The 22,015-nt window shown below is 66.1% G+C and carries 22 protein-coding genes; 10 read left to right on the top strand and 12 right to left on the bottom strand.

What is annotated here, in order from left to right:
* Positions 1 to 14 precede the first annotated feature (14 nt).
* Positions 15 to 419 carry a barstar family protein gene (locus RTQ46_RS18645; protein ID WP_312438936.1) on the bottom strand — a complete coding sequence of 135 codons (405 nt, stop codon included), beginning with the start codon at positions 417 to 419 and terminating at the stop codon, positions 15 to 17.
* Between the two features lie 195 nt (positions 420 to 614).
* Between RTQ46_RS18645 and RTQ46_RS18640 the strand changes: the two genes are divergently transcribed.
* Both RTQ46_RS18640 and RTQ46_RS18635 read left to right on the top strand, forming a co-directional pair.
* Positions 615 to 3,617 (top strand): triple tyrosine motif-containing protein, encoded by a 3,003-nt coding sequence (locus RTQ46_RS18640; RefSeq protein WP_312438934.1) that lies wholly within the window; start codon positions 615 to 617, stop codon positions 3,615 to 3,617.
* 41 nt (positions 3,618 to 3,658) lie between these two features.
* Entirely contained in the window at positions 3,659 to 4,258 is a 600-nt protein-coding gene (locus RTQ46_RS18635) for a DUF1287 domain-containing protein (RefSeq protein WP_312438932.1), read from the top strand.
* Between the two features lie 81 nt (positions 4,259 to 4,339).
* On the opposite strand, the gene RTQ46_RS18630 is transcribed toward RTQ46_RS18635, so the two are convergent.
* Positions 4,340 to 5,782 (bottom strand): PLP-dependent aminotransferase family protein, encoded by a 1,443-nt coding sequence (locus RTQ46_RS18630; protein ID WP_312438931.1) that lies wholly within the window; start codon positions 5,780 to 5,782, stop codon positions 4,340 to 4,342.
* Positions 5,783 to 5,876: 94 nt separating this feature from the next.
* On the opposite strand from RTQ46_RS18630, the gene RTQ46_RS18625 reads away from it, so the two are divergent.
* Together RTQ46_RS18625 and RTQ46_RS18620 are read left to right on the top strand one after the other, a co-directional pair.
* On the top strand, positions 5,877 to 6,317 hold the full coding sequence (locus RTQ46_RS18625; RefSeq protein WP_312438930.1) for a carboxymuconolactone decarboxylase family protein: 441 nt from the start codon (positions 5,877 to 5,879) through the stop codon (positions 6,315 to 6,317).
* 79 nt (positions 6,318 to 6,396) lie between these two features.
* The gene (locus RTQ46_RS18620; RefSeq protein ID WP_312438928.1) at positions 6,397 to 6,693 is read left to right on the top strand and encodes a hypothetical protein; all 297 of its coding nucleotides are present in this window, start codon (positions 6,397 to 6,399) and stop codon (positions 6,691 to 6,693) included.
* Positions 6,694 to 6,756: 63 nt separating this feature from the next.
* Here RTQ46_RS18620 and RTQ46_RS18615 read toward each other — a convergent pair whose 3' ends face one another.
* The gene (locus tag RTQ46_RS18615) at positions 6,757 to 7,944 is read right to left on the bottom strand and encodes a multidrug effflux MFS transporter (RefSeq protein ID WP_312438926.1); all 1,188 of its coding nucleotides are present in this window, start codon (positions 7,942 to 7,944) and stop codon (positions 6,757 to 6,759) included.
* 190 nt (positions 7,945 to 8,134) lie between these two features.
* Here RTQ46_RS18615 and epsC point away from each other — a divergent pair, with 190 nt between their 5' ends.
* Positions 8,135 to 9,073 (top strand): serine O-acetyltransferase EpsC, encoded by a 939-nt coding sequence (epsC, locus tag RTQ46_RS18610; RefSeq protein WP_312438924.1) that lies wholly within the window; start codon positions 8,135 to 8,137, stop codon positions 9,071 to 9,073.
* Positions 9,074 to 9,228: 155 nt separating this feature from the next.
* On the opposite strand, the gene RTQ46_RS18605 is transcribed toward epsC, so the two are convergent.
* From RTQ46_RS18605 to RTQ46_RS18570, 8 genes are all read right to left on the bottom strand, one after another.
* The gene (locus tag RTQ46_RS18605; protein WP_312438922.1) at positions 9,229 to 9,702 is read right to left on the bottom strand and encodes an META domain-containing protein; all 474 of its coding nucleotides are present in this window, start codon (positions 9,700 to 9,702) and stop codon (positions 9,229 to 9,231) included.
* Between the two features lie 75 nt (positions 9,703 to 9,777).
* Positions 9,778 to 10,644 carry a subclass B3 metallo-beta-lactamase gene (gene bla, locus RTQ46_RS18600; protein WP_312438920.1) on the bottom strand — a complete coding sequence of 289 codons (867 nt, stop codon included), beginning with the start codon at positions 10,642 to 10,644 and terminating at the stop codon, positions 9,778 to 9,780.
* A 74-nt stretch (positions 10,645 to 10,718) separates the two neighbouring features.
* On the bottom strand, positions 10,719 to 11,453 hold the full coding sequence (locus RTQ46_RS18595) for an ABC transporter ATP-binding protein (protein WP_312438917.1): 735 nt from the start codon (positions 11,451 to 11,453) through the stop codon (positions 10,719 to 10,721).
* Between the two features lie 12 nt (positions 11,454 to 11,465).
* Positions 11,466 to 12,287 (bottom strand): ABC transporter permease, encoded by an 822-nt coding sequence (locus RTQ46_RS18590; RefSeq protein WP_312438916.1) that lies wholly within the window; start codon positions 12,285 to 12,287, stop codon positions 11,466 to 11,468.
* A 6-nt stretch (positions 12,288 to 12,293) separates the two neighbouring features.
* Complete coding sequence (locus RTQ46_RS18585; RefSeq protein WP_312438914.1) at positions 12,294 to 13,283, bottom strand: aliphatic sulfonate ABC transporter substrate-binding protein; 990 nt, start codon at positions 13,281 to 13,283, stop codon at positions 12,294 to 12,296.
* A gap of 32 nt (positions 13,284 to 13,315) precedes the next feature.
* Positions 13,316 to 14,704, bottom strand: a complete 1,389-nt coding sequence (locus tag RTQ46_RS18580; protein ID WP_312438912.1) for an LLM class flavin-dependent oxidoreductase — start codon at positions 14,702 to 14,704, stop codon at positions 13,316 to 13,318.
* Entirely contained in the window at positions 14,704 to 15,531 is an 828-nt protein-coding gene (locus tag RTQ46_RS18575) for a MetQ/NlpA family ABC transporter substrate-binding protein (RefSeq protein ID WP_312438910.1), read from the bottom strand. Before RTQ46_RS18575 ends, RTQ46_RS18580 begins: the two co-directional genes overlap by 1 nt.
* Positions 15,532 to 15,560: 29 nt before the next feature.
* Positions 15,561 to 16,772 (bottom strand): acyl-CoA dehydrogenase family protein, encoded by a 1,212-nt coding sequence (locus RTQ46_RS18570; protein WP_312438908.1) that lies wholly within the window; start codon positions 16,770 to 16,772, stop codon positions 15,561 to 15,563.
* A 244-nt stretch (positions 16,773 to 17,016) separates the two neighbouring features.
* On the opposite strand from RTQ46_RS18570, the gene ssuE reads away from it, so the two are divergent.
* The 5 genes from ssuE to RTQ46_RS18545 are packed head-to-tail and all read left to right on the top strand — an operon-like array spanning position 17,017 to position 21,509.
* Complete coding sequence (gene ssuE / locus RTQ46_RS18565; RefSeq protein ID WP_312438906.1) at positions 17,017 to 17,658, top strand: NADPH-dependent FMN reductase; 642 nt, start codon at positions 17,017 to 17,019, stop codon at positions 17,656 to 17,658.
* Positions 17,659 to 17,682: 24 nt separating this feature from the next.
* On the top strand, positions 17,683 to 18,675 hold the full coding sequence (locus tag RTQ46_RS18560) for a sulfonate ABC transporter substrate-binding protein (RefSeq protein WP_312438905.1): 993 nt from the start codon (positions 17,683 to 17,685) through the stop codon (positions 18,673 to 18,675).
* A 26-nt stretch (positions 18,676 to 18,701) separates the two neighbouring features.
* Positions 18,702 to 19,862, top strand: a complete 1,161-nt coding sequence (gene ssuD, locus RTQ46_RS18555) for an FMNH2-dependent alkanesulfonate monooxygenase (RefSeq protein WP_312438903.1) — start codon at positions 18,702 to 18,704, stop codon at positions 19,860 to 19,862.
* A gap of 1 nt (position 19,863) precedes the next feature.
* Complete coding sequence (ssuC, locus tag RTQ46_RS18550; RefSeq protein ID WP_312438902.1) at positions 19,864 to 20,661, top strand: aliphatic sulfonate ABC transporter permease SsuC; 798 nt, start codon at positions 19,864 to 19,866, stop codon at positions 20,659 to 20,661.
* 14 nt (positions 20,662 to 20,675) lie between these two features.
* Entirely contained in the window at positions 20,676 to 21,509 is an 834-nt protein-coding gene (locus RTQ46_RS18545) for an ATP-binding cassette domain-containing protein (RefSeq protein WP_312438900.1), read from the top strand.
* Here the strand turns inward: RTQ46_RS18545 and RTQ46_RS18540 are convergent.
* Positions 21,460 to 22,015: HAD-IA family hydrolase (locus RTQ46_RS18540; RefSeq protein ID WP_312438898.1), on the bottom strand; the 556-nt coding region annotated here is incomplete at its 5' end. The two genes, RTQ46_RS18545 and RTQ46_RS18540, sit on opposite strands and share 50 nt — an antisense overlap.

The following is a 22,015-nucleotide window of genomic DNA, read 5'->3' as shown; positions in this document are numbered from 1 at the left end:
CGATAGCGGGCGGGCTACTGCAGCAGCAGTTCGACACCGTCTTCCTGTTCCGGCCCGCCCGGGCCGTGTATCCTGATGATCTGCACCAGCGACTCGAACACCGTCGCGCCCTGCTGCTGTTCCGCGAGTGCCAGCTCTGCTTGCACATGTTCAAGATTGGCCGGATGACAGGTCGTCAGCCGCCGGCGCAAAACCCGTTGCGTCTCGGCATATCCAAGACGGCTTTTGGACAAGCGATGGTTTTTCCAGATCAGCAAAAAGCCGTCTTCAGGCGTACCGAAGCCGCCACGTAAGACATCGTGGAATGCATCGAGATTGTTGCCCCAGCGTGCGCCGTCCAGCGCCTGCTCCTGAAAGTGCCTGAAAAACTCGTCAAGCGTGGCAAAGCGCTCGCCATCGATATGGATAACAGGTTTCATGCGTGTTCAATTCCTGGTTGCGGCGTAGTGGATGGACGGCGATGATAACGCAGGGCAAAGGCATGCATGCGTCAAATTCACGGCGCTTGTCATCCGGTTGGCCGATCGAATGGCTGGCCTTGCCTGCCAGCGGCCCTGTAAAGGCTGCCGCATTTCCGGTAAGATGCTGCTCAATCTTGTCCCCGCCAGTTTCCCATGCATTTATTCCGATTCGCCGCCGCTTGCGCGCTGGCGTGCCATCTGCTCGCCGCCGGCGCGCAGCCGCTGCCGGTCGAAAGCCGTCCCGTCATCGACATGCAGCATACCAGCTGGACGGCGAAAGATGGCGCCCCGACCGGCATCACGGCCATTGCCCAGACCACGGACGGCTGGCTGTGGATCGGCAGCGCGGTGGGCCTGTTCCGTTTCGATGGCGTGCGCTTCGAGCGCATGACGGGCGCGCAGGCGCCGCTGTCGTCCAGCATCCAGGACCTGGGCCTGTTGCCCGACGGCCGCCTGTGGCTTACCTACAAGTTCGGTGGCGCCAGCCTGATGACGGCGGCAGGCATGCAGCATTTTCGCGTCGGCGAACACGGCATGCCGGGTGGTGCCGCCACCTGCCTGGGCCAGGATGCCGATGGGCGGCTGTGGCTGGCCAGCTCCCGCGGACTGCGATTGCTCGATGGCGATGGCAACTGGCACGCGCCGTCGCCCGCGCTGGCAGCGCCCGCTGGCGCCGCCGACGCGATGCTGCTCGACCGCAGCGGCAGGTTCTGGGTACGCACGCACGATGCCGTGTACGTGCTGGGCAAGCATGCTGCGCGCTTTGTCAAGGGTCCGCCCGTGGCCGGCTTCGGCAGGCTGGCCCAGCATCCGGACGGCAGCGTCTGGACCTCCGCCACCACGGGGCCCGGTTTGCAGCCGCTGGCTGGCGTGCCGGGCGCCTCGGTCCCGGATTCTGCCAGCCTGGGCAATATCACCTACTTCGTGTTTGACCATGCGGGCAAGCTGTGGATGCCCAACTACAACGGCGTGAGCGTCATCAGCGCCGCCGGCGCGGGCGCCTTTCCCGCGCAGCGTACCGGCGCCGGACAGGGCCTGTCGGGCCAGCATGGCTATGCCGTGTTCGAAGACCGCGAGCAGAATGTCTGGGTCGGCACTGAAAGCGGACTCGACCGTTTTCGCGCGTTCCGGCTCGCTGCCGTCGCCTTGCCGAGGTATCTGGCTTCGGCGCGTCCCCTGGCCCCGCGCAGCACGGGCGGGGTGTGGGTCGACCGCTCGGTGATCGGCAAAGCCGGTGCCGCGCCCGTGCCGTTTGCGCCACCGTCCACCGCCACCGATCTCACCACGGCGCTGCATGCGGCGCCCGATGGCGTGCTGTGGAGCGGCGGCATCGGCACATTGTGGAAAATCCATCAGGGCCAGCGCGTCGCCGTGCCGCTGCCGGCCGGCCTGGCCAGTCCGGCCAGCACGGTGATCCTGTCGATGGCGAGCGATGCATCGGGCGCATTGTGGGTCGGCATGGGCCGGCGCGGCCTGTATACGCTGCGCGACGGCGCGTGGCTGGAAAACGGCGGGGTGCCTGGCCTGGCGGGGCTGTCGCCGTCGGTGATTGCCAGCGATGCGCGGCGCACCTGGTTCGGCTCGACCAATGACCGGCTGGTGATGCTCGAACAGGGCAGATTGCACCGCATCGGCCGGGCCGAGGGCGTGCAGCTGGGTACCGTGCTGGCGATCCTGCCCACCGAACGCGGGGTCTGGGTGGGCGGCGAAAACGGCGTGGCTTATGTCGAAGGCCGCAAAGTCATGCCGGTCACCGGCTTCGGCGAGGATCCGCTTGCCGGCACCACGGGCCTGGTGCTGGCCGCCGACGGCACGCTGTGGCTGAACGGCGGCGCCGGCATTTCCTCGATCGCGCCAATCGAGCTGCAGCGCGCCCTGCGCGAGCCGGGCTACCGGGTGCAGTTTTCCCGGCTCGATTACCGCGACGGCCTGCAGGGCACGGCCAGCCCGATCACGCCGTTTCCCTCCGCCGTGCGCAGCGGCGATGGCGCGCTGTGGTTCTCGACCATGGGTGGCGTCTACACCTTCGATCCGGCCAGGCTGGCGCGCAATGCGCTGGTGCCGCCCGTCCATATCACCGCCTTGAAAGCCAACGGCCAGCGCTATCCCTTGCACGACGGCGTGCGCCTGCCGCCGCATGCCGGCGAACTGGCGATTGATTTCACGGCACTGGGCCTGCGCGCGCCCGAGCGCATGCGCCTGCGCTACCGGCTCGACGGGCTGGACCAGCCGGACCAGGATTGGCACGAGGTGGCGGGGCGGCGTTCGGTCCAGTACACGGGCCTGGCGCCAGGGCATTACCGGTTTCGCGTGATCGCCTCGAACGACGATGGCGTATGGAACGAGGCCGGGGCGCAGCTGCCGTTCGAGGTGCTGCCGGGATTGACGCAAACCATCTGGTTCCGCGTGCTGTGCGTGCTGGCCTGCCTGTTGCTGGCCTGGCTGCTGCACCGCTGGCGCCTGGCCCGGCTGACGGCGCAGATGCACGTGCGCATGCACGAACGCGTCGGCGAACGCACCCGCATTGCCCGTGCGCTGCACGACACCATTTTGCAAAGCATGCAGGGCCTGATCCTGCATCTGCACGTGGCGCGCGGCGCCATGCCGCAGGGCAGCGCCGTGCACGCGCGGCTGGAACAGGTGATCGCCGATGCGGACCGGGCCTATGTCGACGGACGCGACCAGGTCAGCGCGCTGCGCGTCAGCCTGGCCGACGATTTCGAAGATGTGATAGCCGAGACCGGCGAGCGCCTGCATGGGGAAAATCGGCAGACGGCATTCGCACTGACGGTGACTGGCCGGCGCACGCGATTGCGCGAGATCGTCGCCGAAGAAGTCACCGAAGTCGCCCGCGAAGCGATCCGCAACGCGTTCCGGCATGCCGGCGCGGCCAGCGTTACCGTCACGCTCGACTACGGCGCGCGCAAGCTGACGCTCACCGTCTGCGATGACGGCACCGGCATGGCGGAAACGGGCGGCGAGGGACGCTGGGGACTGGTCGGCATGCGCGAGCGCGTGGCGCGCATCAAGGGCCGCCTCTCGGTCGATGGCGCGGCGGCGCCAGGCACCTGCATCGTCATGACCGTGGCGGCTCGCCTGGCCTACGCCGACCGCAAGCCGTGGTGGCGCTTCCAGCGCATGCGCCGGCCTGCCTGACTATGGTGTACAGTCGGGTTTTTTTGCCGATCAAGCTGACCATGAGCGCCAGACTTCTTTCCCTCCTTTCCTTTATAGTGCTTGCGGTGGCGCAGGCGATCGCGCCGGCGGCCCAGGCATCGCCGGCCGAGCTGTTCGCCGCCGCGCGCAGCCAGGTCGGCGTCACGCTGTCCTACGATCCGCGTTACGAACGGCTTGCCTACCCGGGCGGCGACGTGCCGATCGAGCGCGGCGTGTGCACCGACGTGATCGTGCGCGCCTACCGCAAGCTGGGGCAGGACCTGCAGGTGCTGGTGCACCAGGACATGAAGCAATCGTGGGCGGTCTACCAGAAGCAGGGGCGCTGGCAGATGAAGGCGCCGGACCGCAATATCGACCATCGCCGCGTGCCCAACCTGGCCACCTTCTTTGCGCGCCATGGCACCAGCCTGCCGGTCAGCAAGGATGGCAGCGCTTACCGGCCTGGCGATATCGTCACCTGGATGCTGCCAGGCAACCTGACCCATATCGGCATTGTCAGCGACAAACGCACGGGGGCCGGCACGCCGCTGATGATCCACAATATCGGCGCCGGCACGCGCGAAGAGAACATGCTGTTCGATTTTCCGGTGACGGGGCATTACCGCTGGCAGCCGAAATAGGTGGCTCGGTCAATGGCGAGCAGGGGAATGTTCCTGAGCGGCTGAGGTCCAACCGATCAGGCCATTCCTTGCAGGGGCGCATCACGCTGGCGGCGCCATCTCCCGCAAGATGCCATGCACGATGGCCAGCGCCGCGTCGATGTCGAGCGTCTCGATGGCGCCATAACCCAGATACAGTCCCTGGTGGCGCGGCGTGCCATGGTAGAACGGCGCAATCGACTGCAGGCCCACGTCGGCCTGGCGCGCGCGGCGCAACAGCAAGTCGATATCGAGCGGCGCCTGCGCCAGCGCAGCCACATGAAAACCGGCGGTGGCCGGCACCAGGCGGAACCAGGGCGCCAGCGGACCGTTGAACCAGTGCTGCAGGCGCTCGCGCCGTCCCGCATACACATCGTGGCAGCGGCGGATATGGCGCAGCAGGTGGCCGTCGTCGATGAATTTCGCCAGCGCCAGCTGCCCCAGGGTGGGCGTATGCCAGTCGGTCAGGTACTTGACGGTTTGTACGGCTTGCACCAGCGCTTCGGGCAGCACCACATAGCCCATGCGCAATTCCGGCAGCATGGTCTTCGAGAAACTGCCCACATGCGCCACGATGCCGTAGCGGTCCATGCTCTGCAGCGCGTCCGTCGGCCGGCCTTCATAGCGAAATGCGCTGTCGTAATCGTCTTCGATGATGATGGCGCCCAGGTTGCGCGCCCGTTCCAGCAGCGCGTGGCGGCAGGCCATGCTCATTGGCATGCCGAGCGGGAACTGGTGCGCCGGGGTGGCATAGATCAGCTTGGTGCCATCGGGAATCTGGTCCACCATCATGCCGTCTTCGTCCACTTCGATGCCGACCACGCGCATGCCCAGGCTGGCAAACAGCTGGCGCGCCATCGGATAGCCCGGTTCCTCCACCGCCACCGTGTCGCCCGGTTCGAGCAGGGTCTGCGCCAGCAGCGCCAGCGCCTGCTGCGCGCCATTGGTCACCAGCACCTGGTCCGGCGTGCAATGGATGCCGCGGCTGAACGCGGCGTGGCGGGCAATCGCCGCGCGCAGCACCGCCAGCCCTTCCACCGGGCCATAGTTGCCGCGCTCCTGGCGATCCTGGCGCAGCGCGTGCTGCACGCAGCGGCGCCATTCGTCGTGCGGGAACAGGGCAGGGGTGGCGCGCCCGCCGATAAAGGCATAGCGCGCAAACGCGCTGCGCGGCCCCTGCACCAGCGGACGCGGCGTGGCGTTCCAGCGCGCCAGCCGTTCGCCGCTGGCCAGCCTGGTGCTGGCATGGCGGCGCTGCGGCGAAGCGTGCGGCGCCTGCACGAAGCTGCCGACACCGACCCGGCCCACCAGCAGCTGTTCATAGCCCAGCTTGTCATACACGTCCGACACGGTCTTGCGCGACAGGCCCAGCTGGCTGGCCAGCAGCCGCGAAGGCGGCAGTTGCTGGCCGTCTGCCAGGCGACCGGCGCGGATCGCCTCGGCGAGCTGGCGATACAGCTGCCCGCCCAGGTCGCGCGTGCCTTCCAGGCTGATGTGTAATTCCATGGTGATGGTCTGCTGTTTTTAGGGGAAATTGGCCTGCCGCAGCCCGGGGCCGCGCTTCTACAATGGTGCATCTTTCTTCACAAGGAGCATCATCATGACACAGCAACGCATCGACTTCATAGCCGCCTCGCCCGACGCCATCAAGGCCATGTATGCGCTCGAAGCTTCCATCGCCAAACTGGGCATCGAACATTCGCTGCTGGAGCTGATCCGCTTGCGCGCCTCGCAGATCAATGGCTGCGCATTCTGCGTCGACATGCACACCAGCGACGCGCGCAAGGCCGGCGAAACGGAGCGCCGCCTGTACGCCGTCTCCGTCTGGCGCGAAACCCCGTTCTTCACCGCGCGCGAGCGCGCCGTGCTGGGCTGGACCGAAGCGCTGACCTTGATGGCGCAGCAGCATCCGTCGGACGCCGCCTATGCAGCGCTGGCCGCCGAACTGACGCCGGCCGAAATGGTCAATGTGACGCTGGCCATCGGTTCCATCAATACCTGGAACCGACTGGCGGTGGGATTCGGCAAGATGCCGGAGTAAGCCGAGCGTACGTTCGCGTACAGACGCAATGCTGCGCGCTGACTATGCTGGCGACATGACCTATCAGCCAGGAGCAGCCATGGAAGCAAATGTGGGCGACGTCACCGAAAAGACGCCAGAGCAACAGGAAGCGGCGCGCCGCGAGTTCATCGCCGAACTGTGGCGGCGCTTCGAGGCCTTGCAGGAATGGGCGGTGGGCCACTGGCCGGACCAGCAGCATCCCTTGAGCTCGGCGGACTTTGTCGAGTCGCGCAAGGAAATCCTCAGCCTGCGCTCGCCGGCCGGGCCGCTGAACCAGCCGTCGCAGCAGGGCGAGGCGGAGCCGGAAGATGGCGGGGCGCAGTATCGTGATGTGACTCCCGCACCTTGGCCCTGATCCAATATTACTGCGGTCGGGATCAACCATGTTGTCGGATTACGCGCGAAGCGCTAATCCGACCTACGCCGTTCCACGCCCGCTGCTGCCGATTTGCGCCAGCATCCAGCACACCAGCGCCACCAACAATCCCCCCATCACGCCATACGCCAGGTTGAGCGCGCTGTCGAACAGCAGCGGCGCCACCAGGCCCGATACCAGCGCAAACAGCAGCATCTGGATAAACGACTGCATCGACGAGGCCAGCCCGCTGTTGTTCGGGAAGTGGTTCAGCGCCATCAGGGTCATCGGCGGCATGGCGATCGACAGCGCGAACGAATAGAAGAACAGCGGCAGCACGGCCCACGGCACTTCGGCGGCAAAGAACCAGTTATAGGCGATATTGGCGCCAGCGGCGACCAGCATCAGGACAAAGCCGGCCCATACCATCTGGCGCTGGCTGTAGCGGTGCGCGACCTTGCCGGACAGGGCGGAACCGAACACCATGCCGCTGATCAAAGGAATGAACAGCCAGGCAAACGCCGTTTCCGGCAAATGCAAGATATTGATGATGAAGTAGGCGGCCGAGCCGATATACAGGGCAAAGCCGCCAAAGGCGGCGCCGATGGCGGTCGACAGCAGCAGGAACTGGGGGTGGCGCAGTACGCTCCAGTAGTTGGCGGCGATGCTGCCCAGGTGGAAAGCATGGCGCTGTTCCTTTGGCAGGCTTTCCGGCAGCGCGCGCCAGACGACCACGAACATCAGTACGCCAAACGCCGTCAGGAACCAGAAGATCCAGCGCCAGCCCAGGCCCACCTGCAGCCAGCCGCCCAGCACGGGCGCGATCGCCGGCGCCAGCGCGAACACCATCATGATATGCGACAGGATTTTTTGCGCTTCGGCGCCCGAGTAGCGGTCCTGCACGATGGCGCGGCCGATCACCGAACCGGCGCCGGCCGACAGGCCCTGCAGCACGCGCCAGGCCAGCAGAGCGCCCAGCGACGGCGCCAGCGCGGCGCCCACCGAGGCGATCACGTACAGCACCAGCGACACGAGAATGACGGGACGGCGGCCGAAGGAATCGGACATGGTGCCGTAGAACAGCATCATGAAGGCAAAGCAAAACAGGAAAAAGCTCAGGGTCTGCTGCACCAGCAAGGGGCTGGCGTTGAAGTCTTGCACGATGGCGGGGAAGGACGGCAAATAGGTGTCAATGGCAAGCGGTCCGACCATCGCCAGGCCCGCCAGTATCCAGGTTAATAATTTAGTCATGTTCTACAGTGTTTTTGTTAGCCCGCCATTTTACGCTAGTGCGCGCCATGCCGTTGATGGCGGCTCCGTCAGGCTTGCCGATATGCGGTTTGCGCATATCGATGCATGAAATGCTTCCTTGGCTTTGCGCGGCGCTGCCGCTAAGCTGGGGCGACCCGGCCTGCGCGCCGTTTTCTTGAAATGATTCGCCATGCACAGCATTTATCCTCCGGCTCCGCTTGAAGACACGGTTCAGTGGAACCTCGGCCCCGTGATTGCCGCCCTGCGCGTCTCGCGCGAAGAAAAGCACAAGATCCGCCACAATGGCCGCGTGCGCGAACTGCCGTCGCGCGAAGCGCTGACCACCATCGTCAACGGCCTGTCGGCCGCGCTGTTCCCCACCCACTACGGGCGGCCCAACCTGACCGACGAAAGCATCGATTATTTTGTCGGCGACACGCTCAATACCACGCTGAACCGCCTGTCCGAACAGGTGCGGCGCGGGCTGCTGTTTTCGGTGCCGCACGGCGACGCATCAGCGCAAACCAGCGACGACGCGGCCCTGGCCGCGAAAGCGCGCGAGATCACGCGCGAGTTTGCCGCCAGCTTGCCCGAGATCCGCGCGCTGCTGGTGTCCGACGTGCAGGCCGCCTACGCAGGCGACCCGGCCGCCACCTCGGTGGCCGAAATCATGCTGTGCTATCCGGGCACCATTGCCATCCTGTACCACCGCCTGGCGCACCAGCTGCACAAACTCGGCTCGCCGTTCCTGGCGCGCCTGATCGCCGATATCGCCCACACCCTGACCGGCATCGACATCCACCCGGGCGCGCAGATCGGCGCGAGCTTCTTTATCGACCATGGCACCGGCGTGGTGATCGGCGAGACCGCCATCCTCGGCGAGCGCGTGCGCCTGTACCAGGCCGTGACCCTGGGCGCCAAGCGCTTTCCGGCCGATGAATCGGGCGTCCTGATCAAGGGCACGCCGCGCCATCCTATCGTCGAGGACGACGTGGTGATCTACGCCGGCGCCACGGTGCTGGGCCGCATCACGATCGGTGCAGGGTCGACGGTAGGGGGGAATGTGTGGCTGACGCAGAGCGTGCCGGCGGGAAGCAACGTGTCGCAAGCCCATACGCGCCACGATTGAATGACATTGACATGCAGCTGGGGCAGGTCGGGGTAGGTCGGGGTAGGTCGGGTTAGCCCGCAGGGCGTAACCCGACAACATTGTTGGCGCATGTGGTGGTGTCGGATTACGCGCTTGCGCGCTAATCCGACCTGCGTTGAACCGCCGAACAACAATTATTTCACTGCCTCATACCGCGCCACCGCCACCCCATCCTTCAACAGCAGCAGCTGCTGCCCGTCATAGCGGTAGCCATTGATGGTGCCCAGGCTTTTCAGCAACTGGTTTTCCAGGTCCATGTCGGCTTTGTCGCAGGCCATCATGGTGCCGGCGAACTGCGAGAAGGTCAGCGTGCTGCTGCCGTTGGTGCCGTAGGCGCCCATCATCTGGTTGCAGCCGCTGTGGCCGCTGACACGGCCGTCGTTGAAGACGATGGTCACGTCGCGCTGGCGCGGCGGCGTGCGGCTCACGTTCTTGCCGTTCAGCTGTTTCAGCTTCCAGGTGGTGCCGGCCAAGGGCGGCGCCGGCATGGCTGGTGCGCTGGCCACCGGTGCGCCACTGGCGCCGGTGGTGGCAGGCTGGGTCTGCGCGCAACCGGCCATCACGGCGGCTGTAGCAAGCAGGGCTAGGGTACGGGAAAACGTCAGCATGGCTATCCTCAGTGTAATGAATGGCGGCAGGTTAGCAGAAGTGCGCCGCGCCGGCACGCACGGTTGCCAGCGCGATTACTGCTTTTCGGCGGCCAGCCGTGCTTCGAGCAGCGTGCGCGCGGCCGCTGCATACGCCCGGCAAGCGCCGGCATCGACAAAGGCATCCGTCCCCTTGCCGGCGCTTGCCGCCAGCCGTTGCCACAGCTGCGAGGCTTCCGGATGGGCGGTCACCAGCACGTCGCACGGCAGTTTTTCCAGCATCTCGAAACTGCGTGCAAAGTCGGCCAGCGCGTGCGGATACTCGCTGCTGGCAGCGAATCTGAAGCCGGGGCGCGACACCGGTTCCAGGCTGTCCGCGTAGACCATCTGCAGGCAGCGGCCCGCCTCGCACGACTGCCAGCTCCACGACAGCCCGCCCGGCGTATGGCCGGCCGTGGCGTGGGCCGTCAGCTTGAGCGGTCCGGTGGTGAACTGGTTGCCGTCGCGCGCCAGGCGCATGTCGGTCACGGGCGGATACCTGGCGGCCGCATGGTATTGCGGATCATCCGGGCCCACTTCGCCGGCCGCCAGGTCCAGCGCCGCCGACGGGCTGGCCACCACCAGCGCATCGCTGCGCCGCTGCAGCTCGCCCAGGCCGCCCGCATGGTCGATATGGCCGTGCGAATTCATGATCATTTTCACGTCTTCGATGCGAAAGCCCAGTGCGGCGATATTGGCGATGATTTTCGGCGCTGAATCGGGCAGGCCGGCGTCGATCAGCATATGGCCTTCGCTTGACGTGATCAGCACGGAACTCAGGCCGTGCACGCCCACGTAATAGGTATTCGCGTAGAGCTTGAACGGGGTCTGGTCGGCGTTCAGGTCTGGCGCGGTTTGCGCGTGCGCCAGTGGGCTGGCCAGAAGGACAGATATCGCCAGCGCGCGTGGGAAGGGTAGAAGCATGGTATTCCTGGTCAGTGGGCCGGGGTGGCATATGCTGACATGGAACGGGGCGCCGCGCAAATGCGGCGGCGCGATCAGATCGCGTGCGTGGCGTGCAGCTCGCCCAGGATGGCGTCTTTCAGGCTGGCCTGCGCGGCCGGCGAGCGGCTGCGCGGACGCGCCGCCGTCACCTCGTAACGGGCGCGCGGCGGGCCGGCGCGGCTGTCGAGCAGGACGATGCGGTCGCTCAGGTACAGCGCCTCGTCGATATCGTGCGTCACCAGCAGCACGGTGAGGCCATGGCGTTCGGCGACCGCCGCCAGCAGGTCCTGCAGCTTCATGCGGGTAAACGCGTCGACGGCGGAAAACGGCTCGTCGAGCAGCAGGATGCGCGGCTGGCCGAACAGGCCGCGCGCGATCGCCGCCCGCTGCGCCTGGCCGCCGGACAGTTGCTTGGGCAGGCTGTGCGCATGGCCGTGCAGGCCCACTTCATCGAGCAGCCGCGCCACGCGGGGATCGTGTTCGCCGCCGGCGCCGAGGCCAAACGCGATATTCTGCGCCACCGTCAGCCAGGGGAACAGGCGCGGTTCCTGGAAGATCAAACCGATATCGGCGTGCACGCCGTTGACCAGCTTTCCGTCGAGGCGCAAGGTGCCGCGAAAGTCGACGTCGAGGCCCGCCACGATGGACAGCAGGCTGCTCTTGCCGCAGCCGCTGGCGCCGATCAGGCTGACGATTTCGCCCTGGCGCAGCTGCAGCTGCAGGTTGTGCAGGATGCGTTTCGATCCATACGATTTTTCGTTGACGGCGATGTCCAGCAATGCGCTCATGGCTGATTTCCTTCAGGTGGCGGAATAATTGTCGCGCCAGGCCAGCAGCCGCTGTTCCAGGTGGCGCATCAGGCTGTCGCTGGCCTTGCCCAGCAACGCCAGCAGCACGATGGCGGCCAGCACGATATCGGCGCGGCTGGTTTCGCGTCCGTCGCTGAGCAGATAGCCCAGGCCCTGGCTGGCGGCGATCAGTTCGGCCGCCACCATGAACATCCACGCCAGGCTCAGGCCATTGCGCAGGCCCGTGAAGATGGACGGCAGGGCGGCCGGCAGCAGCACGCGGCGCGCCAGCGCGGGCCGGCTCAGACGGTACATGCGGGCCGCGTCGATCAGCTTGCGGTCGACGTCGCGGATGCCGGACGCCACGCCCATATACACGGGGAAGAAAGCGCCGACGCCGATCAGCACCAGCTTGGGCGCCTCGTCGATGCCCAGCCACAGCAGCAGCAGGGGTACCCAGGCCAGCGACGGTATCGCGCGCAATGCCTGGAAGGTCGGGTCCAGCAGTGCTTCGACCGTGCGGTTCAGGCCCACGGCGGCGCCCAGCACAATCGCCAGCAGCGCGCCGCAGGCAAAGCCGATCGCCACGCGCACGGTACTGGCCAGCACATGGCCGCCCAGGCCCTGCTGCGCCAGGCTGGCAATGGTGGCGGCGATCTCGGTCGGCGCCGGCAGCAGGTTGGCCGGGATCAGGCCCGCGCGCACGCCCACTTCCGCCGCGGCCAGCGCCAGCACCGGCAGCAGCAGGCCCAGCGCCGCGCGGGGCAGGCGCAGCTTGCGGCGCTCGCCAGTATCGGCGTCGGACGCCGGTACGATAAGGGTGTCCCTGGCCATGATCGCTTATGCCTTCCTGATGAACGGCTGCGCAAAGCGCGTGTCGAGCAGGTCCGTGATGGCGCGGTTCAGGTCCGTGCCGGGCTTGACCAGGGACTCTTCCACCAGGATGGGCGCGGCCACCAGCAGCGCCTTCACGTGTTCGGACGACGGCTGGGGATTACTGAAGTCACTGCGCAATTTGACCTGCAGCAGCGCCACCGGCAGGCTGACTTTGGCCTCTTCGGCCAGGATCTTGGCCGCTTCGGCCGGATTGGCGATGGTCCAGGCGCGCGCCCGTTCATAGGCGGCGATGACCTTGCCCACTTCGGCCGGCCGGCTGGCCAGGAAATCTTCGCGCACGTTCAAAAAGCCGTAGGTATTGAAGGCCACGTTGCGGTAGATCAGGCGCGAGCCTGCTTCCAGCTCGCTGGCCGCCATATGCGGATCGAGGCCCGCCCAGGCATCGACCTTGCCCTGTTCCAGCGCCGCGCGTCCATCCGCGTGCTGCAGGCCCACGTGTTCGATATCGCTGCGTTTCAGGCCCGCCGTCTTCAGCGCGCGCAGCAGGAACAGGTACGGGTCGGTGCCCTTGGTGGCGGCGACCTTTTTGCCTTTCAGGTCGGCGATGCTGCGGATCGGACTGTCCTTGCGCACCACCAGCGCCGTCCATTCCGGGCGCGAAAAGATATACGGCGCGCGGATCGGATTGCCGTTGGCGCGCGCCAGCAGCGCGGCCAGGCCGGCGCTCGAACCGATATCGATGCTGTTGGCGTTCAGGTACTCCAGTGCGCGGTTGCTGCCGGCGCTCAGCACCCACTTGATGCTGGTGCCGTCACCCTTGAAAGCTTCTTCGAGCCAGCCGAAGCGGCGCAGTACCAGGCTGGTGGGCGAGTAATAGGCGTAGTCGAGGCGCAGCTCTTTCAGGGGCGCTGGCGCGGCGGCGCGGGACAGGCCAGGCAAGGTGCTGATGGCGGCGGTGGCGGCTGCCAGCTGCAATACGGTTCTGCGTTTCATGGAGTCCTGAAGTGGGAGGTGGAGGTAGATAGTCAGGCCGCCAGCGCGGCCGCCTTGTTCGTGATGCTGACCTGGCGGCCCGCATGACTGTCCGGCAGGCGCGGGCCGTTGCCGAATACCTTGTGGCGCAGGCTGCCTTCGTCATATGCGGTGCGGTAGCGGCCGCGCCGCTGCAGCTCGGGCACGATATGTTCGACCACATCGGCCATGCTGTCGTGGGCCACCGCAAAGGCCAGGTTGAAGCCGTCGATGCCGGTCTCGATCTGCCAGCTTTCCAGCTGGTCGGCCACCTGCTGCGCATCGCCGACGATCACGGGGCCGCGGCCACCCAGGCCGATATACTGCGCCGCTTCGCGCACGGTCCAGGTGCGGCCCGGGTCGGCCTGGCTGAACGAGGCCAACGCCGAGCGCCCGGCCTCGGAATCGATATATTCGATGGTGGCGTCGAGCGGGAAGCGTGAAAAATCCACGCCGGTCCAGCCGGACAGCAGCACCAGCGCCGCTTCGATATCGATATGCTTTAGATAATCGTCATGCTTGGCGCGCGCTTCGGCTTCGGTGGCGGCCGTGATGATCAGCGCCTGCGCATAGATCACCAGTTCGTCGCCGTCGCGGCCAGCGGCCCGCACGGCCGCGCGCAGATCGTCCGCATAGCGTTTCACCACCGTCTTGCTGGGGCCACTGACAAAAGTGGCTTCCGCATGGCGCGCGGCAAAGCGCGTGCCGCGCGGCGAAGTGCCGGCCTGGTACAGCATGGGCGTGCGCTGCGGCGATGGTTCGCACAGGTGGATGCCGGGCACCTGGTAGTGGCGGCCAACGTGGTTGATCGGGTGCACGCGGGCCGGGTCGGCATAGACGCCGCGCGCCTTGTCGTTGACCACCGCGTCGTCGTCCCAGCTTTTTTCCCACAGCTTGTAGACCACGTCGAGGTATTCGTCGGCCAGGTCGTAGCGCTCGTCGTGACCGAGCTGCTGGTTCAGTCCCAGGTTGCGCGCCGCGCTGTCCAGGTAGCCGGTCACGATATTCCAGCCGATGCGCCCGCGCGTCAGGTGGTCGAGCGTGGAGATGCGGCGCGCAAACGTGTACGGGTGCTCGTAGGTGAGGGCGCAGGTCACGCCAAAACCGAGGTGGGTGGTGGCCTGCGCCATCAGCGGCACCAGCGCCAGCGGATCGTTGAGCGGCACCTGCACGCCGTGCGTCAGGGCCGCGTCCAGGCTGCCCTGCCAGACGTCGTACACGCCCAGCACATCGGCCAGGAACACCGCGTCGAACAGGCCTTTTTCCAGCAGCTGCGCCAGTTCGGTCCAGTGTTCCGGGTCCGTATAGCGGTGGCTGCGGTCGCGGGCATGCGTCCACAGCCCCGGCGACTGGTGGCCCACCGTATTCATCTGGAAGGCGTTGAAGCGGATGGTTTTGCTCATTATTTCGATGCCGTTTGCAGCGCTTGCTGGTAGTCCGGTTTGACATAGCCGGCAAAGTGCTTGTTGGTGATGTCGAGGAATTCTCGCGAACGGTAGGCGGCCGCCAGGTCTTTCGCGAACTGCTTGTCCTTGTCGGCCGTGCGCACCGCCACCAGGTTGATGTAGTTGGGCGGGATTTTCTCGGCCACCAGCGCCTCGGTCAGCTTCAGCCCCGAGGCCAGCGCGAAATTGCCGTTGATGAAGGAATAATCGGTATCGCCCAGCGAGCGTGGCAGCTGCGCCGCTTCCAGCGGCAGGATCCTGATCTTCTTGATATTGACGGCGATATCCTTTTCGGACGCGCGCACCGGATCGATATTCTCGCGCAGCTTGACCCAGCCCAGCTGGTCGAGCAGCACCAGCGCGCGTGCCTGGTTGGTCGGGTCGTTCGGCAGGCCCACGGTCGAACCTTCCTTGACTTCGGCCAGCGATGTATGTTTTTTGCTGTACAGCGCGATCGGCGCCGTCGGCACCTGGATCAGGTCCGTCAGCGCCAGCTTGTGTTCGAGCGCGAATTTTTTCAGGTAGACGATATGCTGGAAGGCGTTGGCGTCCAGCGACCCTTCGGCCAGCGCGAAGTTCGGCTGGATATAGTCGTTGAACTCGACCAGCTTGACCTTGTATCCCTGCTTTTCCAGGATGGGCTTGATGCCCAGCTTGATCTGGTCCGCATACGGGCCGGCGCTGGCGCCGAGCGTGATTTCCTTCGGGTCTTTGGCGTGGGCGAAACCGGTGGCCAGGGCGAGCGTTAATGCGCTGAGGAGCAGGGTGCGGCGGGTGGTGGTCATGGCTGTCTCTCGTTGTCGTGGAAATGGTGTCAGGAATAAGCCGTCGGCTCCGGCACGGTACCGCTCAATGCATAGCGCCCCAGGTCGCGCAGCTTGTAGTCGACCGGGTCGTGCAGCGTATGCACGCGCACGTTGCGCCAGTAGCGGTCGAAACCGTATTTGGCCGAGGTCGAACGGGCGCCGGTCAGTTCGAACAGCTGGCTGCTGATCTCGATGCCGGCCTTGTGCGCCAGGCATTTGGCTTCGGCCACGGCGACGGCCAGCAGGCCGCGCTCGTGCGCCGTGATCAGGGGACCCTTGCGGTAGACGGTGTCCAGTTCCTGCGCCGCCACGTCGGCCAGCACCTGCGCCGGGCGCAGCAGCAGCCACAGCTGGCCGTAGCGGTGCTGCACCAGCGGATCGTCGGCCGCTTCGGCCACGCCGGAGGCAAACCAGGCTTTCGCCTGCTCGCTGGTGTAGGCACGCGCCGCTTCGAAAGCGCCTTCGGCGATGCCAAGGTACAGATTGGTCATGATCAGCTGCGCGATCTGCGAGCGCACGGTGGCCTGCGCCGTGGCGGCCTGCGCCGGCGCCTGCAGCACCAGGTCGGCCGGCAGGTGCACCTGCGCAAAGTGCACATTGCCGCTGTCGGTCTGGCGCTGGCCGAACGCATCCCAGTCCGGCTGCACCGTGATGCCGCTCTGGCGCGTCGGCAGGGCGGCGATCAATGCCGTTTGCGTGGGCGCGTGCCAGGCCGAGACGGTCAGCCAGTCGGAACCGACCGAGCCGGACGAAAAACTCTTGATGCCGTCCAAAACAAAGCCGTCGTCGGTGTCGAGCGCGGCGACGCGCTTGTCGAGCGGATTGAGGGCATTGCCCCAGAACAGGCGCTGTTCCACCGTCAGCGTCAGCAGGCGGCGCTGCTGCCGGGCGTTGCCATACAGATGCAGGCCTGCCAGCTGCAGGTGGTGAAAGCCGAACACATGGGCCAGCGCGCTGTCGGCGCGCGCCAGGATGCGGATCACCTGGTACACCAGCGGCCACGAGGCGCCCTGGCCGCCGAATTCCACCGGGATCGACAGGGTCAGCAGGCCCGAGTCGCGTATCCATTCGCGCTCCTGCGCCGCATGGCCGCCGGCCTGGTCGCGGGCATTGGCCGTTTCGGCCAGGCGCGCGGCGAGGGCAGTAGCGATGCCGATCGCATCGGGCTCGGCGGTACCGGTAACGGGGGCGTTCGTATAAAGGTGTGCAGCAGGAGGCATGGCGCTCTATCCAGAAAGTCGATGCAGCCAGTATTGCACCGGAAAATGGGCGCCGTACACGAAGAAAAGCGCGCATGGATATGCGAAAAAATTTGATATGGGTGATTGCGGCCGGGCTGCGGGGCGTAGTAGCGCGTTAGTCGAAAAACACATATCGAAGCGCGAAAGCATTCGTTTTGTCCGGGCGTTGATGGCGATAGGCTGCATGCATCTCCAGCAGACAACCTATCGGGACGGACATCACATGAGCATACTTTTACTGGGCGGCAGCCCGCACATACCATCGAGTTCGAGCCGTTTGCTGCAGCATATCGGCGACCAGCTGGCGCTGCATGGCCATAGCTACAGCAAGCTCGATGTGCGCGACCTGCCGGCGCGCGCGCTGCTGCAGGCCGACTACGCCGACGCGCAGATCGCCGATGCCGTGCGCGCCGTGGCCGAGGCGGACGCCATCCTGATCGCCACGCCGATCTACAAGGCATCCTATACGGGTCTGCTGAAAGCCTTCCTCGACCTGCTGCCGCAAGACGGCCTGGCCGGCAAGCTGGTGCTGCCGCTGGCCACGGGCGGCGGCCACGCCCACACGCTGGCGCTCGACTATGCGCTGCGTCCGGTGCTGCACGCGCTGGGCGCCAAGCAGGTATTTACCAGCATCTACGCCAATGCGCAGCAGCTGGACTGGCACGACGAACGGGGCCTGACGCTGGACGCGCCGATCGCCGCGCGCGTGCAGGCCGGCATCGCCGAAGTGTCGACGGGCCTGTTTATCCTGCAGGGCGCGCGCCGCCCTGCAGCCGCCAACGGGGATGCAACTGTAGATAATGCGCCGGCGCCTGCGCGCTCGCTGCAGCAGCAACCCTATACACCCTCCCTTCAAACCGCCTGATCTTTCAACTCTCCAGGACTCGCCATGACCAATCGCCTTGAACAACGCCTTTCCCGCCGCACCACCGTGGGCCTGCTGTTTGCCGCCGTCGCCGGTGTAATGGCGGCCGGCATGCCGGCCATGGCGCAGGCGCAGGCCAAGGGCGAGGTGCGCATCGGCTACCAGAAGTACGGCACCTTGACCTTGCTCAAAGGGCGCGGCACGCTGGAAAAACGCCTGGCCGAGCAGGGCGTGGGCGTGAAGTGGACAGAGTTTCCGGCCGGCCCGGTGCTGCTCGAAGGACTGAACGTGGGCAGCATCGACTTCGGCACCGTGGGCGAAGCGCCGCCGATCTTCGCGCAGGCGGCCGGCGCCAACCTGGTGTATGTCGGCAATGAGCCGCCGTCGCCGGCCAGCGAAGCCATCGTCGTGCCCAAGGGCTCCGGCCTGCGCACGCTGGCCGACCTGAAAGGCAAAAAAGTCGCGCTGAACAAGGGCTCGAACGTGCATTACCTGCTGCTGAAAGCGCTGGAAAAAGCCGGCGTCGCGTATGCCGATATCCAGCCCGTGTTCCTGCCGCCGGCCGATGCGCGCGCCGCCTTCGAGCGCGGCAGCGTGGACGCCTGGGCCATCTGGGATCCGTTCCTGGCCGCCGCCGAAAAGCAGCTCGGTGCGCGCGTGCTGGCCGATGGCAAGGGGCTGGTGGCCAACTACCAGTTCTACCTGGCGTCGCGCACCTATGCCGAAAAGAATCCCGAGATCCTGCGCATCGTGCTCGACGAAGTGGCCAAGGTCGACGACTGGGGCCGCAACAATCCTGACGAAGTGGCGGCCATCCTGTCGGCGCAGACAGGGTTGAGCCGCGACGTGGTGGCGCTGGCCGCCTCGCGCTACGCCTACGGCGTGAAACCCGTGTCGGTCGACGTGATCGCCTCGCAGCAGAAAGTGGCCGATGCGTTTTCGAACCTGAAGCTGATCCCCAAGCCGATCGTCGTCAGGGACGCGCTGCTGCCAGCGAGCCAGGTCGCCACCAAATAAAAACCGAGACTAAGAAAGAGCACACCATGTCATTGAATATCTTCTGGTTCATTCCTACCCACGGCGACAGCCGCTATCTTGGAACGTCAAAAGGCGCGCGCGCCGTCGATGCCGACTACCTGCGCCAGGTGGCCGTGGCCGCCGACACGCTGGGCTACGACGGCGTGCTGCTGCCGACGGGCCGCTCGTGCGAAGACGCGTGGGTGGTCGCGTCATCGCTGATCAGCGTGACGCAAAAGCTCAAATTCCTGGTCGCCGTGCGCCCCGGCCTGTCCACGCCCGGCCTGGCCGTGCGCATGGCGTCCACCTTTGACCGCCTGTCGAACGGGCGCCTGCTGATCAATGTGGTCACCGGTGGCGACCAGGGCGAACTGGAAGCGGACGGCCTGTTTGCCGACCATTCCAAGCGCTATGAAATTTCGGACGAATTCATCAAGGTCTGGCGCGCCACGCTGGCCGGCGAGGGCGGCGCGGCCGGCTACGATTTCGAGGGCAAGCATATCCAGGTCAAGGGCTCGAAGACGCTGTATCCGCCGGTGCAGAAACCGTATCCGCCGCTGTACTTCGGCGGCTCGTCCGAGCCTGCGCATGAACTGGCGGCCGAGCAGATGGATGTGTATCTGACCTGGGGCGAGCCGCCGGCCGCCGTGGCCGACAAGATCGCCGATATCCGCGCGCGCGCCGCCAAAAAAGGACGCACGATGCGCTTCGGCATCCGCCTGCACGTGATCGTGCGCGAAACGAATGAGGCGGCCTGGCGCGCGGCCGATGAGCTGATCAGCCACCTGGACGATGAAGTCATCGCCAAGGCGCAGGCGGCGTTCTCCAAAATGGATTCGGTGGGCCAGCAGCGCATGGCCGCCCTGCACGGCGGCAACCGCGACAAGCTGGAGGTGTCGCCCAACCTGTGGGCCGGCGTTGGCCTGGTGCGCGGCGGCGCCGGCACGGCGCTGGTCGGCGACGCCGAAACGGTGGTGGCGCGCATCAGGGAGTATGCGGACCTGGGCATCGACACCTTCATTTTCTCGGGCTACCCGCACCTGGAAGAATCGTACCGCTTTGCCGAGCTGGTGTTCCCGCTGCTGGGCAAGGGCAAGGCCGTCGGCGAGCAGTCGCTCTCCGGTCCGTTCGGCGAAGTCATGGCCAGCAATATCGTGCCCACCGCGCCGCAGAAAAAGGCGGCCTGAGATGGCGGCGGCAACCATCAGGAGCAGGGGCAAGACGGTAGCGACGCCATGGCGCGACAACCTGGCGCCGTGGGCCTTGCCGGTGGCGCTGCTGCTGGGCTGGCAACTGGCCTCGCAACTGGGCTGGCTGTCGAGCCGCATCCTGCCCGAACCATGGGCAGTGGCGAAAGCCTTCTGGAGCCTGGCCGAGTCGGGCGAACTGTGGCTGCACCTGAAAACCAGCCTGTGGCGGGCGACCGTCGGCTTTGGCATCGGTGCGGGACTGGGCTTGCTGCTGGGGCTGTTGACGGGCAGCTTCCGCCATGCGGAAACGCTGCTCGACACCACCTTGCAGATGGTGCGCAATATCCCGGCGCTGGCGCTGATACCGCTGGTGATCCTGTGGTTCGGTATCGATGAAACAGCCAAGCTGTTTTTGCTGGCGGTCGGTGTGTTTTTCCCCGTCTATCTGAATACCTTCCACGGCATCCGCTCGGCCGACCAGGGCCTGATCGAAATGGCCAGGAGTTATGGCCTGTCCGGCTGGCCCCTGTACCGCGACGTGATTTTGCCGGCCGCCATGCCCTCGATCCTGGTCGGCGTGCGTTTTTCGCTGGGCCTGGTGTGGGTGCTGCTGATCGTGGCCGAAACCATCTCGGCACAGGCCGGCATCGGCTACATGACCATGAATGCGCGCGAATTTCTGCAAACGGACGTGGTGCTGGTGGGCATCCTGCTGTACGCCTTGCTGGGCAAACTGGCCGACCTGTTTTCGCGCCGGCTGGAGCAACACTGCCTGCGCTGGAATCCGGCCTACTAATAAAGGAATTGATCATGCTGTTAGCCCCGATCCAGATTGAAACGGATTTGTTTTCCCACTTCGCGCAAGATGAATCCGCGGCGCCTGCGAAAGCGAAGCTGGCACCGCGCCCGGCCAGCGAGCGCAGCGGAGTGCCGCTGTCGCTGACGAATCTGAGCAAGACCTACACCACGCGCCCGGTGCTGAAAAACGTCGACCTGCAACTCGAGGCGGGGGAGTTCGTTGCCATCGTCGGGCGCAGCGGCTGCGGCAAGAGTACCTTGCTGCGCTCGATCGCAGGCCTCGAAAGCATCGACGAAGGATCGATCACGGTTGGTTCCGGCAAGCTGGAACCCGATGTGCGTATCATGTTCCAGGAAGCGCGGCTGCTGCCGTGGAAGACGGTGCTGGAAAACGTGGCACTCGGCCTGCCGCGCGGCGTCGGCGCGGCGGCCGCGTCGCTGTGGACGGTGGGCCTGGCCGACCGCGCCGACGAATGGCCGGCGGCGCTGTCCGGCGGCCAGAAGCAGCGCGTGGCGCTGGCGCGCGCGCTGGTGCATGAACCGCAGCTGCTGCTGCTCGATGAGCCTTTGGGCGCGCTCGACGCGCTGACGCGCATCGAGATGCAGCAATTGATTGAATCATTGTGGCTGGCGCGCGGTTTCACGGCCGTGCTGGTGACGCACGACGTGGCCGAAGCGGTGGCGCTGGCCGACCGCGTGCTGCTGATCGAAGACGGCCAGATCACGCTGGACCAGCAGGTCGATCTGCCGCGTCCGCGCCAGCGAGGCAGCGCGGCGTTTGCGGCGCTGGAGCAGTCTATTCTTGGACGGGTGCTGCAGCCGCAGGCGACTGCGCCAGCACGATAAAGCCGTCTGCATCGACGGTGGCCACCATCGCTTCATAGCTGGCGACCGTCGGGTGATGCGTGGCCAGCGGATGCGCATGCGTGGCCGTAATCACCATTACCTTGGCGCCGGCCGCCACGCCCGCTTCGATGCCGACCGACGCATCCTCGAATACTAGGCATTCATCGGCCGGCACACCCAGCAGCTTGGCCGCCAGCAGGTAGCAGTCCGGCTTCGGCTTGCCTGCCTCGACGTCTTCGGCCGTCACCATCACGGCCGGGACCGGCATGCCGGCCGCTTTCAGGCGGGCGGTGGCCAGCGCCCGCGGCGCCGAGGTGACGATGGCCCATTGCGCCGGCGGCAGCGACTGCAGGAAGCGCTGCGCGCCGGCGATTTCGATAATTCCTTCCACATCGACGATCTCGGCATCCGTGATGCCCTGCGCTTCCACGCGCGGATCGAGTCCGGGCAATCCCAGTCTGGTGATGGTGTCGACCGAGCGCGCGCCATGGATGGTGGGCAAAAAG

Origin of the sequence: Janthinobacterium sp., assembly GCF_031995485.1 — a bacterium.
In the GTDB taxonomy this organism is placed as follows: Bacteria; Pseudomonadota; Gammaproteobacteria; order Burkholderiales; family Burkholderiaceae_D; genus Janthinobacterium.
The sequence above is the reverse complement of the archived record's forward strand: the minus strand, read 5'-3'. Positions and strand labels throughout refer to the sequence as shown.

Bases quoted from the DNA above. Each gene is read 5' to 3' on its own strand.
- RTQ46_RS18595 (WP_312438917.1), bottom strand. From the start codon at position 11,453: ATGAGCGCATTGCTGGACATCGCCGTCAACGAAAAATCGTATGGATCG.
- RTQ46_RS18615 (WP_312438926.1), bottom strand. From the start codon at position 7,944: ATGACTAAATTATTAACCTGGATACTGGCGGGCCTGGCGATGGTCGGA.
- RTQ46_RS18630 (WP_312438931.1), bottom strand. From the start codon at position 5,782: ATGGAATTACACATCAGCCTGGAAGGCACGCGCGACCTGGGCGGGCAG.
- RTQ46_RS18645 (WP_312438936.1), bottom strand. From the start codon at position 419: ATGAAACCTGTTATCCATATCGATGGCGAGCGCTTTGCCACGCTTGAC.
- RTQ46_RS18605 (WP_312438922.1), bottom strand. From the start codon at position 9,702: ATGCTGACGTTTTCCCGTACCCTAGCCCTGCTTGCTACAGCCGCCGTG.
- RTQ46_RS18635 (WP_312438932.1), top strand. From the start codon at position 3,659: ATGAGCGCCAGACTTCTTTCCCTCCTTTCCTTTATAGTGCTTGCGGTG.
- bla (WP_312438920.1), bottom strand. From the start codon at position 10,644: ATGCTTCTACCCTTCCCACGCGCGCTGGCGATATCTGTCCTTCTGGCC.
- RTQ46_RS18590 (WP_312438916.1), bottom strand. From the start codon at position 12,287: ATGGCCAGGGACACCCTTATCGTACCGGCGTCCGACGCCGATACTGGC.
- ssuD (WP_312438903.1), top strand. From the start codon at position 18,702: ATGTCATTGAATATCTTCTGGTTCATTCCTACCCACGGCGACAGCCGC.
- RTQ46_RS18620 (WP_312438928.1), top strand. From the start codon at position 6,397: ATGGAAGCAAATGTGGGCGACGTCACCGAAAAGACGCCAGAGCAACAG.
- RTQ46_RS18575 (WP_312438910.1), bottom strand. From the start codon at position 15,531: ATGACCACCACCCGCCGCACCCTGCTCCTCAGCGCATTAACGCTCGCC.
- RTQ46_RS18585 (WP_312438914.1), bottom strand. From the start codon at position 13,283: ATGAAACGCAGAACCGTATTGCAGCTGGCAGCCGCCACCGCCGCCATC.
- RTQ46_RS18625 (WP_312438930.1), top strand. From the start codon at position 5,877: ATGACACAGCAACGCATCGACTTCATAGCCGCCTCGCCCGACGCCATC.
- RTQ46_RS18640 (WP_312438934.1), top strand. From the start codon at position 615: ATGCATTTATTCCGATTCGCCGCCGCTTGCGCGCTGGCGTGCCATCTG.
- ssuE (WP_312438906.1), top strand. From the start codon at position 17,017: ATGAGCATACTTTTACTGGGCGGCAGCCCGCACATACCATCGAGTTCG.
- RTQ46_RS18570 (WP_312438908.1), bottom strand. From the start codon at position 16,772: ATGCCTCCTGCTGCACACCTTTATACGAACGCCCCCGTTACCGGTACC.
- RTQ46_RS18560 (WP_312438905.1), top strand. From the start codon at position 17,683: ATGACCAATCGCCTTGAACAACGCCTTTCCCGCCGCACCACCGTGGGC.
- RTQ46_RS18545 (WP_312438900.1), top strand. From the start codon at position 20,676: ATGCTGTTAGCCCCGATCCAGATTGAAACGGATTTGTTTTCCCACTTC.
- ssuC (WP_312438902.1), top strand. From the start codon at position 19,864: ATGGCGGCGGCAACCATCAGGAGCAGGGGCAAGACGGTAGCGACGCCA.
- epsC (WP_312438924.1), top strand. From the start codon at position 8,135: ATGCACAGCATTTATCCTCCGGCTCCGCTTGAAGACACGGTTCAGTGG.
- RTQ46_RS18580 (WP_312438912.1), bottom strand. From the start codon at position 14,704: ATGAGCAAAACCATCCGCTTCAACGCCTTCCAGATGAATACGGTGGGC.